General features: G+C 73.1%; 10 protein-coding genes. 8 read left to right on the top strand and 2 right to left on the bottom strand.

Annotated elements, in window-relative coordinates; translation table 11 throughout:
- Positions 1-13 precede the first annotated feature (13 nt).
- Positions 14-2,422: a TOMM precursor leader peptide-binding protein gene (locus tag ACFQSB_RS27995; protein ID WP_380829891.1), complete on the bottom strand. Its 2,409-nt coding sequence runs from the start codon at positions 2,420-2,422 to the stop codon at positions 14-16.
- A gap of 488 nt (positions 2,423-2,910) precedes the next feature.
- On the opposite strand from ACFQSB_RS27995, the gene ACFQSB_RS27990 reads away from it, so the two are divergent.
- The 6 genes from ACFQSB_RS27990 (at position 2,911) to ACFQSB_RS27965 (ending at position 9,757) form a co-directional block, all read left to right on the top strand.
- Complete coding sequence (locus tag ACFQSB_RS27990) at positions 2,911-4,548, top strand: AMP-binding protein (RefSeq protein ID WP_380829890.1); 1,638 nt, start codon at positions 2,911-2,913, stop codon at positions 4,546-4,548.
- A 21-nt stretch (positions 4,549-4,569) separates the two neighbouring features.
- Positions 4,570-5,721, top strand: coding sequence for an acyl-CoA dehydrogenase family protein (locus ACFQSB_RS27985; protein ID WP_380829889.1), 1,152 nt, complete (start codon positions 4,570-4,572; stop codon positions 5,719-5,721).
- Between the two features lie 29 nt (positions 5,722-5,750).
- Positions 5,751-7,349 (top strand): aldehyde dehydrogenase family protein, encoded by a 1,599-nt coding sequence (locus ACFQSB_RS27980; protein ID WP_380829888.1) that lies wholly within the window; start codon positions 5,751-5,753, stop codon positions 7,347-7,349.
- Positions 7,350-7,363: 14 nt separating this feature from the next.
- Entirely contained in the window at positions 7,364-8,008 is a 645-nt protein-coding gene (locus tag ACFQSB_RS27975) for an SRPBCC family protein (RefSeq protein WP_380829887.1), read from the top strand.
- A gap of 183 nt (positions 8,009-8,191) precedes the next feature.
- Positions 8,192-8,476: an SHOCT domain-containing protein gene (locus tag ACFQSB_RS27970; protein ID WP_380829886.1), complete on the top strand. Its 285-nt coding sequence runs from the start codon at positions 8,192-8,194 to the stop codon at positions 8,474-8,476.
- A 183-nt stretch (positions 8,477-8,659) separates the two neighbouring features.
- Positions 8,660-9,757, top strand: a complete 1,098-nt coding sequence (locus ACFQSB_RS27965; protein WP_380829885.1) for a serine hydrolase domain-containing protein — start codon at positions 8,660-8,662, stop codon at positions 9,755-9,757.
- Between the two features lie 147 nt (positions 9,758-9,904).
- Here the strand turns inward: ACFQSB_RS27965 and ACFQSB_RS27960 are convergent, their stop codons facing one another.
- On the bottom strand, positions 9,905-10,852 hold the full coding sequence (locus ACFQSB_RS27960) for a zinc-binding dehydrogenase (protein WP_380829884.1): 948 nt from the start codon (positions 10,850-10,852) through the stop codon (positions 9,905-9,907).
- A gap of 476 nt (positions 10,853-11,328) precedes the next feature.
- Here ACFQSB_RS27960 and ACFQSB_RS27955 point away from each other — a divergent pair, with 476 nt between their 5' ends.
- Positions 11,329-12,132, top strand: coding sequence for an NPP1 family protein (locus ACFQSB_RS27955; RefSeq protein ID WP_380829883.1), 804 nt, complete (start codon positions 11,329-11,331; stop codon positions 12,130-12,132).
- A 196-nt stretch (positions 12,133-12,328) separates the two neighbouring features.
- Entirely contained in the window at positions 12,329-16,288 is a 3,960-nt protein-coding gene (locus tag ACFQSB_RS27950) for a metallophosphoesterase (protein ID WP_380829882.1), read from the top strand.
- Positions 16,289-16,313: the final 25 nt, after the last annotated feature.

The following is a 16,313-nucleotide window of genomic DNA, read 5'->3' as shown; positions in this document are numbered from 1 at the left end:
GGCGCGGCGCGGATCACAAGAAGAACGGGATCGGGTTGAGGTCCTGGTAGGCCGTCGGCGCGTCAAGGCGGCCGAGCGCCACCGGGACGTCGTACAGGCGGCCGGGCGCGAACCTCGCCCAGAAGTGGCGCAGACCCGGGACCACGACCTTGACCACGGGCAGCCCGACGTCGGGCCGGGTCTGGTCGAGCACGAGCACCTCCAGGCCCTTGGCGCGGGCCAGCTCGGTGATGTGGGCGACGTCGTCGCGCAGGTCCGCGAACGGGGTGTACGGGCGGCAGGCCGCCGTCGTCCGCGCCAGGCCGGGGTCGGGCAGCAGGTAGGGATTCCGGGCCACCGTCTCGCGCGTCCACCAGGCCAGCAGCCCCGGGTCGGTGGTCGCGTACCCCGCGCCGTCCCCGGCCGGCGTGATGGGGAGCAACTGGCCGAGCTCGGCCAGCGCGCGGCGCAGCGCCACCTTGGGGTCGAAGTGCGCGCCGAAGCCGAACATGATGTCCTCGGCCCGCCCGCCGGTGCGCCGCGAGATCGCCGCCATCACCGGGATGCCCAGGTCGGAGGTGAGGTCCAGCACCCAGACCTCGCGGCCCATCGAGGCCAGGCCGCGCCGCACGGTGGCGATCCACGGGTCGTCGAAGGAGTCCAGCGCGACCCCGGGCTGGCGGGTGCGGTTGTACCACCACAGCGCCACCGCGTCCCGTTCCACCAGCTCGAGGAACCCCTGCAGGATCGCGTCCTCCACGCTGGCGCCGGCCGCGGCGCCGTTGGAGTCGGCGCGCACCGGCGAGGAGCCGCGCGGGGTGAACGGCCGGTAGTACAGCAGGTCGGACGGCAGGTAGCGGTGCCGCTCACCGGTGAGCGACCACACCGGGGTCCACTCCAGCGGCGCCCGCTCGTCGAACGGGGCGGGGACGTGCTGGAACGGGGGCTGCGCGGCGTTCCACCGGTCGCGGTCGCGGAACTGGCGCGGGTGGAACAGCTGGCAGGCGTCGGGGTGGACGGCGGCCTCGCCGAGCCCCCGGTAGGTGTCGGTGATCGCCGGCTCGTCGCCGAAGCGGGAGCCGCAGTAGCGTTCCACGGCCTCGCACAGTGCGCTGACCCTGGAATCGAGGTCGGTGACGCCCTTGCCGCCGGCCTGCGCGCGCAGGCCCGCCCGCGCCGTCGACAGGCTGCTCACCGGCAGCGCCAGGTTCGGGCCCGCGAGGTGGCAGTGCAGGAAGGAGGGGCTGCGCGGGTCGCGCCGGACCGCGCCGATGATCCCGGTGACCGGGTCGACCAGGCCGCCGAACCGCTCCCAGACCTGCCGGGCGGACGCGGCCCGCTCGCCGGTGCCGCCGAGCGCCTCCTTGGGCCGGGAGACCGGGACGACGGGCCGGCGCACGCGGCGGGCGACCAGGCCGGGGTCTCCGCACGACGAGCACTGCGGGCGGCGGGTGAGCCGGTGGTGCCGCCCGGCCATGGTGAGGGTGTCCAGCGTCCACACCGCGTCCTGGCCGTCGTGGCGGTGCCCGGCCAGCCACTTGGCGGCCTCCAGCGCCACCGCCAGCAGTCCCATGCCGCGGGTCAGCGCGGTCGAGGCCTCGGGCGGGAGCGCGGAGGCCCCGGAGGCCGTCAGCAGGCAGCTCTCGGCGCGGCGGTGGCCGCGCAGCCGCCGCTCCAGGCACGCCCAGCACGGGCCCGAGCCGGGGCGGAACACCGGGCCGACCCACACGTCGGCGCCGTTCGGCTTGGCCAGCAGCCAGGGCCGCCCGTCGGCCAGCCGGCGGGCGTTGACCTCCGCCAGCGCCGGGTCGAGGTAGTCGTCGCAGACCACCAGCGAAAGCTCGCCGCACGGCTCGCCCCCGCCGGTGTCGGGCACGGCGGCCAGGCCCGCCGCCCGGCAGGCGGCCAGGACGGCGCCGGTCTCGACGTGGCCGAGCGCGAGGACGCCGACGACCGCGCCGGCGAGCGCGGCCGGGGCGCGGGAGCCGTCCAGCCCGGCCAGGTCCCAGTACGCCTCGGCGGCCGGGTCGGCCGGGCAGGTGGAGGCGCGGTGCCCGACGAGGTTGGCCTTGGCCATGCGGCCGAGCACCTGGCCGACCTGTGCGGCGGGCAGCTCCCGGGAGGCCTGCTCGTGGATCTCGGCGAGGGTGCGGGTGCCGTCCAGCAGCGGGGCGAGCACCTCGGCGGGGCGGCCGGACAGCGCGGTCGTGCCGCGCGCGGACACCAGGTACACCGCCTCGCCGGGGATGATCTCGGGGCGCAGGTGGCTCTTGAAACCGATGCGCGGGGCCGTGGCGGCGCCGGTCGTGGCCGGGTCGGCCACGGGCGCCGGCGCGGGCACGGGCGCAGGGAGGGGCGTGCCGGCGACGCGGGCGCCGGGAGTCGTCGTGCCGGGGCGGCGATGGGCGACGGTGACGCCGGTGCCGGTTTCCGTTTCCACCATGAGAGCCTCTTCCGGGCCGTCGGGGGGCACAGGGGGATGCAGGCGGACCTCGCCGCCTCGGTCGGCGCATTACCCGCGGGCGCGGGGCGCAACCGCCGCCCCGGTGGAGCGACCCCGCGCACCGCATCTTGCACCGCCGCCCCGCGGCGGGGCCAGTTCGCCGCTCACCTTCGCGGCATGAATCCTTCACATCGCACCGATGAGCCGGTCAGTGGCCCTTTCACCCCATTTCCGAGCACACTTGTCGAACGTCGGACCGATCGGAGGGAGCCGGTCATGCGTCGCATCCGGTGCACAAGACCCGCCACCCCGAAATCAGCGGGAAAACGGCTCACGGACCATTTGGACCTGCGAACTCCCGCCGGTCGCCCGATGTCCTACTAGCGAGTTCTCCTCAAACGATCGTCCGCCGCATTTTCGATGACCGGACATGCCGGCGGCGAAATACCAGACAGCCGAAAATCGGCCTCCAGGAAGGGAGCGGAAACATGGCTCCGGTGCTGGAAATCACCGGCGACCGTTTCAGGGCCGAGGGGGTGTGGCGCGACCGCACCGCCATGGACGACCTGCGCGGCGCGGTCGAGCGCTTCCCCGGCCGCACGGCGGTGGTCGTCTGGCACGCGGACGGCCGCGAGCCCGACCGGCTCACCTACGCGGAACTGGCCGCGCGCGTCGAACGGCTGGCCGCCGCTCTGCACGGGCTCGGCGTGCGCCGGGGCGACGTGGTGACCCTCCAGTTGCCGAACTCCTGGCAACTCGTCGCCCTGAGCCTGGCCTGCGCCCGCGTCGGCGCGATCGCCGGCCCCGTCGCGACCATCATGCGCCGCCGCGAGGTGGAGTTCATGACCCGGCTCACCCGCAGCCCGCTCTACGTGGCCGCCGCCGAGGTGCGCGGGTTCTCCTTCGCCGACATGAGCGCGGAGGTCGCCGCCGCGGTGCCCACGCTGCGGCACCGGGTGCTGCTCGGCGGCGGCGGGGCCGGCGGCACGCTGGACCTCGACCGCGACCTGCTCGGACGTGAGTGGGAACGGGAGGTCGAGCCGGGCGTGCTGGACGACCGCGAGGCACGGCCGGACGACCTGGCGCAGGTGATGTTCACCTCCGGCACGACCGGCGAGCCCAAGGGCGTCATGCACAGCCACAACACCCTCGGCGCGCTGAACCGTGCGCAGATCGAGGTTCTGGGCCTGACCTCCGACGAGGTCACCGCCATGGGCTCGCCCACCACCCTGCAGGCCGGCTACACCTGGAACTTCCTGATGCCGCTGATCCTCGGCGCCACGGCCGTCCAGATCGACGCCTGGGACCCCGGGCTGATGCTGCGCGTCATGGAGCAGGAGGGGGTCACCTTCTTCTACGGCCCGCCGCCGTTCCTGATGGACCTCATCCGGGCCCAGCAGGAGGATCCCCGCGACCTGTCGGCGCTGCGCTCCTTCGCCACCGGCAGCGCCCCCATCCCGCCGGTGCTCGTCGAGCAGGCCCGCGACGTGCTGGGCTGCCGGCTGTACGCGCTGTGGGGGATGACCGAGAACGGCGCGGTCACCGTCACCCGTCCCGAGGACCCGCCGATGCGGGCGGCCGAGAGCGACGGGACGCCGGTGCCGGGCATGGAGGTCCGCATCGTCGATGAGCGGACCGGCCGGCCCGTGGCGCCCGGCGCGACCGGCCTGCTCCAGGTGCGCGGCGCGAGCCAGTGTCTCGGCTACTACCGCCGCGAGGAGCTCTACGCCGAGTCGCTCACCCCCGACGGGTGGTTCGACACCGGCGACCTCGCCAGGGACGACGGGCACGGCGGCATCCGCATCGCCGGCCGGGTCAAGGACGTCATCTCCCGCGGCGGGGTGAAGATCCCGGCGGTGGAGGTGGAGGCGGCGCTGCTGCGCCACCCGGCCATCCGCGACATCGCCGTCGTGGGCCTGCCCGACGAGCGGATGGGGGAGCGCGCCTGCGCGGTCATCGTCCCGGACGGGACCCCGCCCACCATTTCGGACCTGCGCGCCCACCTGGCGGAGCTGGAGATGGCCAAGCAGTACTGGCCCGAGCGCCTCGAGATCGTGGACGCGCTGCCCAGGACTCCCTCGGGCAAGGTGCAGAAGTTCGTGCTACGCGACCGGCTGACCGGCTGAACGGCTGAGTGAGGGCATCCCATGGACTTTCTCCTGACCCCTGAGCAGAACGCGCTGGCCGAGAAGGTCCGCGCCTACGTCGCGGACCGGCTCGCCCCGGCCGCCGCCGAGAGCGACCGCGAGGGCCGGTTCGCGCCGGGCCTGTTCGCCGAGCTGGCCGCCGAAGGCCTGTTCGGGCTGCGCATCCCCGTCGAGTACGGCGGCATGGGCCTGGACGCGGTCAGCACCGGCGTCGCCATCGAGGAACTGGCGCGCGGCGACATCACCGCCTGCTACCCGGTGCTCAACGCCGCCCTGGTGGGCGGAGTGCTCAACCTGCACGGCGGCCAGGAGCTCAAGGCGCGCTGGCTGCCGTCCATCGCCCAGGGCGACGCCGTCGTCGCGGTGTGCATGACCGAGCCGGCCCACGGCACCGACGCCGCGGCGCTGGAGCTGCGCGCGGAGCCGGACGGCGACGGCTGGCGGCTGTCGGGCGAGAAGACCTCCATCATGCTCGGCGCGTACGCCACCCACGGGCTGGTGTTCGCCCGCACCGGCGAGAAGCGCGAGCGATCGCGAGGCGTGACCGCCTTCTACACCCGGCTCGACGACGCCCACGTGACCCGCACGACGCTGCCCAGCCTCGGCAGCCGGACCGGCGGGCGGGCGACCATGGTCTTCGACGGGCTGCGCGTCGGCCAGGAGAACGTGGTCGGCGGCACCGGGCTCGGGTTCGTGCAGGGCATGCGCGGCTTCGACTACTCCCGCGCGCTCATCGCGCTGATGGCCGTGAGCGCTGCCGGCGTGACGCTGGAGGCGGCCTTCGAGCACGCCAGCGAGCGCGAGGCGTTCGGCCAGCCGCTCAGCCGCTTCCAGGGGCTGACGTTCCCCCTGGTCGAGCACGCCACCTACCTGCACGCCGCCCGGCTGCTGGCCTACGAGGCGCTGTGGCGCAACGACGCCGGCCTCAACCACCGGGTCGAGGCGAACATGGCCAAGTGGTGGGCGCCCAAGACCTCGGCCGAGGCCGCCCACCAGGCGCTGCTGACCCTCGGGCACTTCGGCTGGTCGGAGGACGGCCCGGTGGCGCGGCGCCTGCGCGACGTGATCGGCACGCAGCTCGCCGACGGCACCGCCGCCGCGACCAAGCTGGTCATCGCCCGCGAGTTCCTCGGCCGCGAGCACGCCCCCTGACCGTCCACCCGACGAGCGGAGACCGCCTGATGCGCGAACCCCACGCACCCTTGCCGACCTACGCCTCCTATGTTGGAGGGCGCGACATCGACGCGGCCGAGCACATCTACGCCGTCTCGTCCCGCGCGATCCTGGAGGACGCCCCGCGCGCCCTGCGCCTGAAGCGCATGCTGGAGCGCGGCGAGATCGACCACGCCTCGGCCGGCCCCGAGGTGATCGGCCGGTGCGCGCTGGCCGACGCCGCCACCGCCCGGGCGTCCCTGGAGGCGGCCGCCACCGCGGCCCGCGAGTGGTCCAGGAGCCCCCTGGACGTACGGCTGCGGGCCGGTGAGCTGATCCGCAAACGCCTGGCCGAGACGCGGTCCGCCTTCGTCGAGATCATGGTCGCCGAAGGGCGGACGCGGACGCTGGCGGAGTGGGAGGTCGACGGGCTGCTGCACATCGTCAGCCCCGAGACGCTGAGCTGGTGCGCCGAGCTGCTGCGGCGTGACTTCCACTACGGCGGCAAGCGCATCTCGATGCGGCGCAAGCCCGACGGGGTGGTCTGCGTCGCCCCGCCGCAGAACGCCCCCCACTCCAACGCCATCTACGGCGCCGCCGCCGTGCTGTCGGGCAACGCGGTCGTCGTGCGCGCGCCGCGCAGCATCCCGTTCGGCGTCATGTACGCCCTGCGGGAGATCGTCGCCCCCGCCCTGGAGGAGGCCGGCGCCCCGCCCGGCACCCTCAACGTGGTGTGCGGGCCGCCCATGATGCAGGAGTGGCTCGCCAGCGAGCACGTGAACGACATCATCTACTTCGGCGGCACCGAGAAGGGGCTGGTCTTCCAGAACGACTGCGTCGCCGCCGGCAAGAAGCCCATCCTCGAACTGGCGGGCAACGACTGCGCGGTCGTCTGGCGCGACGCCGACCTCGACCTCGCCGCCGGCGCGCTGGTCGAGGCGTTCCACGCCTCCGGCCAGATCTGCAACATCCCCAACCAGGTGATCGCCCACCCGGCCATAGCCGAGGAGCTGATCGCCCGCCTGGCGGACGCCGCCGCGCGGATCAGGCCCGGCTACCCCGAGCAGGAGGGCGTCGTCCTCACCCCGGTGCTGGCCGCCGACGGGTTCTTCGCCTTCCTCTCCGACGCGCTCGGCAAGGGGGCCGAGCTGGTGTGCGGCGGGCGGCGCCTGGAGGTGGACGGCACGCCGTCCGACACGGGGTTCTTCATCGAGCCCACGGTGATCCGCGTGAACGGCCTGGCCGGGGCGCGGGAGGTCGAGGCCGTGCGCAGCGAGACCTTCTTCCCGTTGCTGCCCGTGGTCGTCCCCGAGGCCGGCGGCTCCGACGAGCGCCTGCTGGACGAGGTGCTGGCGTTCGTCGACGGCAACGCCTACGGCCTGCGCAACTCGCTGTGGACCGCCGACGAGCGGATCGCCGGGCGGTTCGCCGACGAGGTGCGCAACGGCGGCGTGCTCAAGGTCAACGACGACTCGCACTGCGGCTTCTATCCCTACATGCCCTCCCACGGCGGCACCGGCTTCACCGGCGGCGTCTTCGGCGAGGCCAGCTACATGATGATCCGCACCACCCACCTCCAGGGCGTCGCCCTGACCCCCGCGAGACCGGCCGCGGCCGGCGGGATGTGAAAGGGGACCATGACATGCGAGAGGTAAGGGTGCGTGCCCGCGTCGCCCTCGACGCCCGTACCGCGCTGGCCCGCCTGACCACGAGCGCCTGGCACGGCCGCCTGGACGGCGACGCCCTGACGGTGACCACAGGGAAGCGATCTGCCACCCCCGGGGCGCCGGCCGAGCCTGCGACCCCCCTCGACATCGAGTCGCCCCCCGGCATCGAGGCGGTCCCCGGCCGCCCGGTGAGCCCGGCAGGACCGGCCGGAGTGGGAAGCGACGACGACCGCCTCAGCGAATGGGCCCTGCCCTTCCGCGGCGGCACGGTGCGCTGGCGCCAGCGCGAGTGGACGCCCGCCGCACCGGCGGACGTCTCCTCCGCGGCGCCAGGCATCGCCTTCGAGCAGGTGGACGGCGACTTCGCCGCCCTGTCCGGCGCCTGGAACCTCCTCCCCGGCCCCGATGACGCCTCCTGCGAGGTGGGCTTCGAGGCCCGGTTCGACCTCGGCGTGCCGATGTACGACCGCGTGGTCGAGCCGCTGCTGGCGCGGGTGCTCGCGCGAGCCGTACGAGCGGTCCTGGCCGCCGCCTACGGCCACGTGGAGACCGAGGAGGACCCGCCGACGATCCCCGCCCCCGAACGCCAGGTGGCCGCCGCCCTGTCGGCCGCCCGCTGAAGCGGGGGCCGCAGGAGCGGCCCCCACCACCGGCGCCGCGACGGTCACCACCGCGGGGGCCGAGCCCGGCGGGCACGGCCACCGAGGGAACGACGGCCGGGCGTGAATGTCCTTCGGCCCTTCCGGCACGGGGCGCGAGGCCGCATCCTGAGCACGATGGCTCCGATCTCAGCGAATGAGCCGATGAGCGAGGAGATGAGGATGATGTACTGGAACGGGCCCGGCATGGGCTGGGGCTACGGCCTGATGATCCTGAACATGGTGCTCTTCTGGGGCCTGGTGATCGCCGTGGTCGTGCTGCTCTTCCGCTACCTGGCCCGCAGGCCGGGCGCCCGGGGCGGCCCAGGTCCCGCGGTGCACGCGGCGGAGGACGTGCTGGCGCAGCGTTACGCCCGGGGAGAGATCGACGCGGAGGAGTACCACGCCCGCCTGCAGACCCTGCGCGGCGCCCGCCCTCCCGGCGACTGAGGCCGGGCGCGGCTCCCGTCGCGGGGCCGCCGGTCGTCATCGGCGGTCCGGCGACGGCGACGGCGACGGCGCTCGGCAGGTGACCGGTGCCGCGCCCGCGACGGCGAGCCGGCCGAGGCGGCCCGCGCCGGACGGCGGGGTGATCGCTGGCCGTGCGGGCGCGGCCGGGTTAGGTTGCCGTTCATGGCGGATACCCACGGCATGTGTGACGAGCGGTTCGGCGCGGTGCGCGAGACGCTGGCGGCGTCCCTGGACGACCGGGACGTCGGCGCCTCGGTGGCGGTGTACCTCGACGGCGAGCCGGTGGTGGACCTCTGGGGCGGGTACGCGGACGCGGAGCGCACCGTCCCCTGGGAGCGCGACACCATCGTCAACGTCTGGTCCACCACCAAGACCATGACCGCGCTGTGCGCGCTGATCCTCGCCGACCGCGGCGACCTCGACCTGACGGCCCCGGTGGCCAAGTACTGGCCCGAGTTCGCCGCCGCGGGCAAGGAACGCGTGGAGGTGCGGCACCTGCTCTCCCACACCGCGGGCCTGCCCGCCTTCGACGAGCCCATCACCGTCGAGCAGGTCTGCGATCGGGAGGAGTCCACGCGGCGGCTCGCCGGGCAGTTCCCGCGCTGGGAGCCGGGCACCCAGGCCGGCTACCACGCCGTCACCCAGGGGCACCTGGTCGGCGAGGTCGTCCGCCGGGTCACCGGCCGCACCTTGGGCGCCTTCTTCGCCGAGGAGGTGGCCGGGCCGCTCGGCGCCGACTTCCACATCGGGACGCCGGCCGAGCACGACCACCGCGTCGCCTCCGTCATCGCGCCCCCGCCGTCGCCGGGGGACTCCGGCGAGCCCGGCAACCCCCCGCTCCGGGCCGAGGACGCCAACACCGTCGCCTGGCGGCGCGCCGAGATCCCGGCCGGGAACGGGCACGGCAACGCCCGGGCGGTCGGCGCCGTCCAGTCCGTGCTGTCCAACGGCGGGACGGCGCGCGGGGTGCGGCTGCTGTCACCGGCCGGCTGTGAGCGCGCCCTGGAGGAGCAGTACCACGGCCCGGACCGCGTCCTCGGCGTGCCGATGCGCTACGGCATCGGGTACGGGCTGGGGGGCGGCATGTTCCCCGGCCGGCGCACCTGTTACTGGGGCGGGTGGGGCGGTTCGCTGGTCGTCAACGACCTCGACGCCCGCATGACCGTCGCCTACGCGATGAACCGCATGCTGAGCGGCAGCCTGGGCGACGACCGCGGCCTCCTGCTCGTCACCGCCGCCTACGAAAGCCTTCCGGCGTAGGCGCCGACTGTTCCTCATCGGCGCCTCCACCCGGCCAAGGGCCGACCAGGCCGGCTACGTCTGAGGCTGGGCGTACTGTCGCCGGGAGGGCGACCGCGGTCGCAGGTGGCTGCTGTACCGCACCGTCCACGCGGACCCGCTGGTCGTTCAGGGGATCAGCAGGGTCTTGCCGGTCGTCATCCTGGATTCGATGGCGTGGTGGGCTGCGGCCGCCTCGGCGAGGGGGTAGGTCTGGCCGATGACGGGGCGCAGGCGACCGGACGCGGCGAGCGCGAGGGCCTCCTCGGTGAGGGCGCGCGTCCGCGCGGCGTCGGGCGGAGGCGCGGAGATCACCTTCACGTGCTCGCCGGCCTGCGGCCACGACCCGCCGGCCATGCCGTAGATACGCGCGCGCCCGCCGGGCCGCACGGCGGACATGCCCTGAGTGCCCACCGGCCCGCCCACCCCGTCGAAGACCACGTCGACGCCGGCGCCGCCGGTCAGCTCGACCACCTCGCGTTCCCATCCGGGACGGGTGTAGTCCAGGCAGGCGACCGCGCCCAGAGACCTGACCAGCTCCGCCTTGCCGAGACCGGCCGCGCCCACCACCTTGGCGCCCGACGCCGCCGCCAGTTGCACCAGCAGGGTGCCGACGCCGCCTCCGGCCGCCTGGACCAGCACCCACTCGCCCGGCCGGATCTCCGCCTGCCGGTGCAGCATGACCGCCGTCCGCCCGTCAGCGAGCAGCGCCACCGCGTCGGGCAGTGCCACGCCCGGCGGGACCGCGATCGCGTCCTGCGCCCGGCCGAGGGCCAGCTCCGCGTAACCGCCGGCACCGCCGGTCGTCATGACCACGGTCGTCCCGGCCAGCCCCGGATCGACCTGCGGCCCCACGGCGCGTACCCGGCCGCCGACGCCGTTGCCCGGGACGCGCGGCAGGGTGGGCGTGCCGAAGACCGGCGGGGCGTTCCCGCCGCGCACCTGCGTCTCCACGAACGTGATGCCCGCGTACGCCACCTCGACCAGCACCTGCCCCGGTCCGGGGACCGGATCCTCGACCTGCCGGAGGCGCAGGACCTCCGGCCCGCCGACCCGCTCCATCACCACAGCGCGCACGCCCGCCGTCCCTTCCCGGACCTTCGTCGAAGCGCCGTCGCCGGCGCGTCCCGGACGATCGGCACGCCGGTCGCCGGGTGGCCGCTTCGTCTCGCAGGGGCCAGCATGCGAGTTGAACCTAGGTTGAGGTCAACCCGGCACGAGCGGCCCGCCCGGGGGCGTCCCTGAGGCGGGGGCGCGAGGGTGGCGACGACTGCCCTCGAGGGGGAGCCGAGCGTTCGCTCGTGATCCATCTTTCCGCCCTCGCCGCTCCATGCCGATGTCATCCGGCGCGGGGACCTTGATCATGTGCCTGCCACGTGGTGTCGTGACACTGCGAGGCATGTTCCACATCGGCGCCGCAACGCCGCCGGTGCCCCTGCCACCCCCCACCATGCCGGCGCGATGTCGCGGCATGGCCCGTGCTTCGAGAGAGCGGAAGAATGCGAAAACTGCCGTCATCCACGTCGTCCCCCAGGGCATCGAAGTCAGCGACCGTGTCGGACAGGAGCACGTCCCCCGCCAGGCGTTCCAAGCGCGGGCGTTCCCGGCTCGGGGTCGTGCTCGGCGTCACCGCTCTGGCGGTCGTCGTTCCCGCGTCGGCGGCCTTCGCCGACCCGCCGCACAACCTGCCGCAGAACGCCGGCGGCTACGAGCAGTCGTTCTCGCCGGCCTTCGACTACGACGGCGACGGCTGCTACGCGACCCCCGCCATCGGGCCGGACGGGACCCTCGCCCCCGGGCTGAACCCGACCGGCGCGGTCAACGGCAACTGCCGCGACCAGTCGGACCTGGACAACTCGCAGACCTACGCCCGTTCGAAGTGCAACAACGGCTGGTGCGCCGTCGTCTACGCCGGCTACTTCGAAAAGGACCAGGCGCTGCCCGGCAGCAGCCTCGGCGGCCACCGCCACGACTGGGAACACGTCATCTCCTGGATCAACCAGGCGTCCAACCAGGTGGAGTACGTGTCGACCACGCAGCACAGCGGCGTGGTCACCTACGCGCGCTCGCAGGTGCGCTTCGACGGCTCCCACCCCAAGATCGTCTACCACAAGGACGGGCTGTCCACGCACTTCTTCCGGCTCGCCAACGGCAACGACGAGCCGCCGGAGAACCACTACCACAACTGGCGCTACCCGCCGCTGGTGGACTGGAACGGCTGGCCCAGCACCGCGCTGCGCGACAGGCTGATGAACGCCGACTTCGGGGCGGCGACCATCAAGATCAACGACGGGCGGTTCCAGGACCTCCTGTCGCGCTCCAAGCCGGCCGGCATCCCGTTCGACCCCGCAGCCTGAGCGACCCGCCCCCTCCGCCTGACCGGCCGGTCGTTCCGCTTCATAGCCGGATGATCAAAATGAGGGGATAGTTCCGACTCCCTTCAGCCTCCCCATGCGAAGCGTTCATTCGTGCGCTCCAGTGTGTCCGCCCGAGGACAAGCCGCTTGATCGGTGCTTGTGGACACGATGGAAGGACTGCATTCTGATGCGGCCAATGGCAGCACGAAGGTCGCTGGGCGGCTTGGGGGGACGCGGACGTCTTGCCGCGGCCGCCGCCGTCGTGGCGTTGCTCGTCAGCAGCGCCACGACGACGGCGTACGCCGACCCGGCGCCGGCAGGACACGATCGCGGACGGCCCAGCCCGTCGCCGACCGCCTCCCAGGCCCCTCCGACGCTCACCCCCGCCGAGGGCGCGTACGTCGAGGGCACGGCGAAGGTCGCGGCGGCCCCGGCCGTGGCCGGCGACAGCGTCGCGAAACTCGCCATCGACGGCACCGCGCTCGACGCGACGCCGACGCCGGGCGTCTCCCGGCTGAGCTTCGACGTCGGCTCGAACTCGACCGAGGCGCAGTACCACAGCTACGTGCTGGTCAACGGCCACTACCGCAGTGACATCGGCGACCACGTGAACGAGCGGGCGACCATCGAGATTCCGAACGAGCACCTGGTCAAGGGCGAGAACACCGTCGAGGTCGTCCTCGGCGCGATCCAGACCTCGTGCGGTCTCAACTACGACGACTACGTGCTGTCCGACGTGGGCCTGGAACTGCTCGGCGAGGTCGCCGACGGCGAGGACAACCCCTACACCCTCTCCTTCGGCGACGGAAGCTGCGGCACCAACACCTCGCTGCTGAAGCACGCCACACTCAAGTTCTTCGTCCAGTCCGACCCGCGCGGGACCACGGGTCTCACCGCGGACGTCGACACCACGACGCTGGCCAACGGCGAGCACGCCCTCACCGCCACCACCACGGCGGGAGTGACCGCCGAACACACCGTGACCGTGAACAACGCCCCGGCCGGGGCACCGCGACTGCTGCCCATGGACGGCACGCTCGTGGCCGGCGTCAAGCCGGTCTTCGCGACCGTCCCGGCCGACGGTGAGAGCGGCGTCGCCTCCCTCACCGTGGACGGCGAGAAGCCGGTCACCAAGGCCACCCTCGGCAACGGCGCCGCGACGTTCGCCTTCGACGTGGGCGCCGACGCGATCGACGACAAGTACGACGACCACCTGCTCGTCAACGGCAAGCGCGTCGACCTGGGCGGCTCCTGGGCGAGCCGCCGCGTGAGCGTCGCGGTCCCGGCCCGGTTCCTGGTGCCCGGCGAGAACGTCATCAAGGTCGTCACCGGCGACTGGAAGAACACCTGCGGCAACGACCGCGACGACTTCACGATCGCCAACCTGGACCTCGCGCTCGACGGCGCCACCGTGACCGGTAAGGACGTCAAGCCGTCCTACGACATGGGCGACGGCACCTGCGGCAGCGGCCAGGCCCTGCTGCGCGAGGCCGAACTGCGCTACACCATCGACGCCCCGGCCACGCACGTCATCGAGACGCTCGGCTCGGGCGACGCGACCCTTGGTTTCACCGTGGGCACCAACTCGATCGAGGCGCGCTACCAGAACTACGTGCTCGTCAACGGCCAGAAAGTCGTGCTCGACGGCGACTACGTGAGCAAGCGCGTCGACCTGGCGATCCCGGACGAGTACCTCGTGCCGGGCTGGAACACGATCGACTTCGTGACCGGCACCTTCCCGACGTCGTGCGGCGGCAACCGCGACGACTTCACCATCTCCAACATCACCCTCACCCCGGTGCGCGGCACGGCGACCGGCCAGATGCTCAAGGCCTCCTACGGCATGGGCGACGGCAACTGCGGCGACAACGTGAACCCGCTGACCGAGATCAACCTGGAGTTCCTCGTGGACGCGCCGGCCCGCGGCCTGCGCGCGGACCTGGACACCACCGCCGTCAAGGACGGCAGGCACACCCTGGCCGCCAAGTCGGCCACGGGTGAGGTCGCCACCCGGATCCTGCTCAGCGACAACTCCGCGCCCGCCGTCGCCGTGAGCGTCCCGGCCGCGGGAGACAGGATCACCGCCGCGGTCGTGCTGGACGTCAAGCTCAAGGACGCCTCCGGCGTCGTGTCCGGGCCTGACGTCAAGCTCGACGGCCAGGCGATCGCGCTCGGCGCCCAGGTCGGCCCGGGGCTGCGCGCCGGCAGGCACACCCTGGCCGTGACCGGCGCCGACGGGCTCGGCAACACCGCGACCCACGAGATCGTGTTCGAGTCCGCGGGCATCCCGGACGCCCCCGCCGGGCTGACCCCGGCGCTCGGGGCCGTCGACGTGTCCGACCCCGTCAAGCTCTCGGCGAAGGTCGCCGAGCCCGACGGCGGCAAGGTGACCGCGACGTTCTCCCAGGCCGAGATCCTCACTCCCGACCAGGTGTTCCAGGGCACGGCGACGTCCCTCCCCACGACCCTGGCCGTCCCGGGGGAGAAGAAGGTCAAGGCCGACGGGCTCGACCCCGCCGACGGCAGGACGCTCGACGCGCCCGCCGGCCGCGACCTCACCTACCAGCGGTACGACATCCAGGTGAAGGGCCACGCGGACGCGCCGGTCCTGCGCTGGGAGGGCGTCATCGACCCCGAGCGCCTGGCTTCGCTGCGGGTGTGGAACACCGAGACAAAGGCGTGGGACCTGCTGACGAGCGCCCGCGGCGCGGCCGAGGGCAAGACCGTCCTCACCGGCGTCGTCGGCGGCGACCACATCGACAAGCAGAAGGTGCACGTCCTGGTGACCGGCGAGGACCCGTTCGCCGACGACATCGACCCCGGCGACCCGAACGGTTTCGCCGACCCCGCCTCCTACGACTTCTCGATCGTCCACTACACCGACACGCAGTACCTCTCCGAGGGCGCGGTGGAGCAGGAGACCCCCGAGGAGCGCGCCGTGTGGGAGTCGGCCTACTCCCGCGTCGTCGACTGGATCAAGGAGAACAAGGACCCGCGCAAGATCTCCTACGTCGCGCACACCGGAGACCTCATCGAGAACAACATCCGCAAGCCCGCGGACGAGGCGACACAGCGGGAGGTCGTCGGCGAGTTCGAGGTGTCCTCCAAGCAGCAGCGCGTGCTGGACGACGCCGGCATCCCGAACGGCGTGATCGCCGGCAACCACGACAACCAGTCGGGCACCGAGGATGGGCCGGACGCCATCTACAACACGTACTACGGCCCCCGCCGGTACCAGGACGCGGCACAGGGCTGGCAGCACGCCGAGTACGGCGGGCCGTGGAAGGAAGGCGACAACCAGAACCACTACGACCTGTTCTCCGCGGGCGGGCTGGACTTCGTCGTGGTCGGCCTGTCCTACGGCGTGACCAGGGAGGAGGCCGAGTGGGCCGACTCGGTCTTCAAGAAGTTCCCCGGCCGCAACGGCATCCTGCTCTCGCACGACTACCTGGTGCCGAGCACCGACCCCGACGGGCGCGGCGCCGCGTTCTCGGCGCCCGACGGCTCGATGCTCTACAAGACGGTGGTGGAGAAGAACCCGAACGTCTTCCTCATCCTCGCCGGGCACGAGCACGGCGTGGGCACCAACGTCAAGCCGAAGGTCGGCCAGGTCGGCAAGGGCGTCGTCGAACTGCTCGCCGACTACCAGTTCTACACGGTGTCGGCCGACCGGCTCGGGCTCACCGAGGTCGGCGGGTACGACCCGCAGGACCAGCTCCAGTTCGGCGCGAGCTTCTTCCGGCTGCTGCAGTTCAACGTCAAGAGGGCCGAGCTCACCGTGGACACCTACTCGCCGCTGCTCGGCGACTTCGGCGCCACCGAGTTCGACCCGCTGCGCCGCTACGACGGACGTGAGGACAACATGGTGTTGCCGGTCGACCTCACCTCCCGCACGACCAGCTTCCAGACCGACTCCTTGGCGCTCTACAAGCCCACCCGGGTCATCGGCAGGAGCACCGTCGCGTCGGGCCAGGTCGCCTCGGTCACCTGGGATCGCCTCAAGGACGACACGGCCTACGCCTGGTTCGTCACCGCGCGCTCCGAGGGCGGCGGCGTGACGGCGTCCGAGCCGAGCGTCTTCGTCACCAAGGACGGGCACGGCCGCCCCGGCACCTGGGGACCGGGCTCGCCCATGTACCGCTGGTTCCGCCACTGACCCTTCCACCCGCCGCCCCGGACCC

Source organism: Sphaerisporangium rhizosphaerae, from assembly GCF_042665155.1.
In the GTDB taxonomy this organism is placed as follows: Bacteria; Actinomycetota; Actinomycetes; order Streptosporangiales; family Streptosporangiaceae; genus Sphaerisporangium; species Sphaerisporangium rhizosphaerae.
This window is presented reverse-complemented; position numbering and strand designations above follow the sequence as displayed.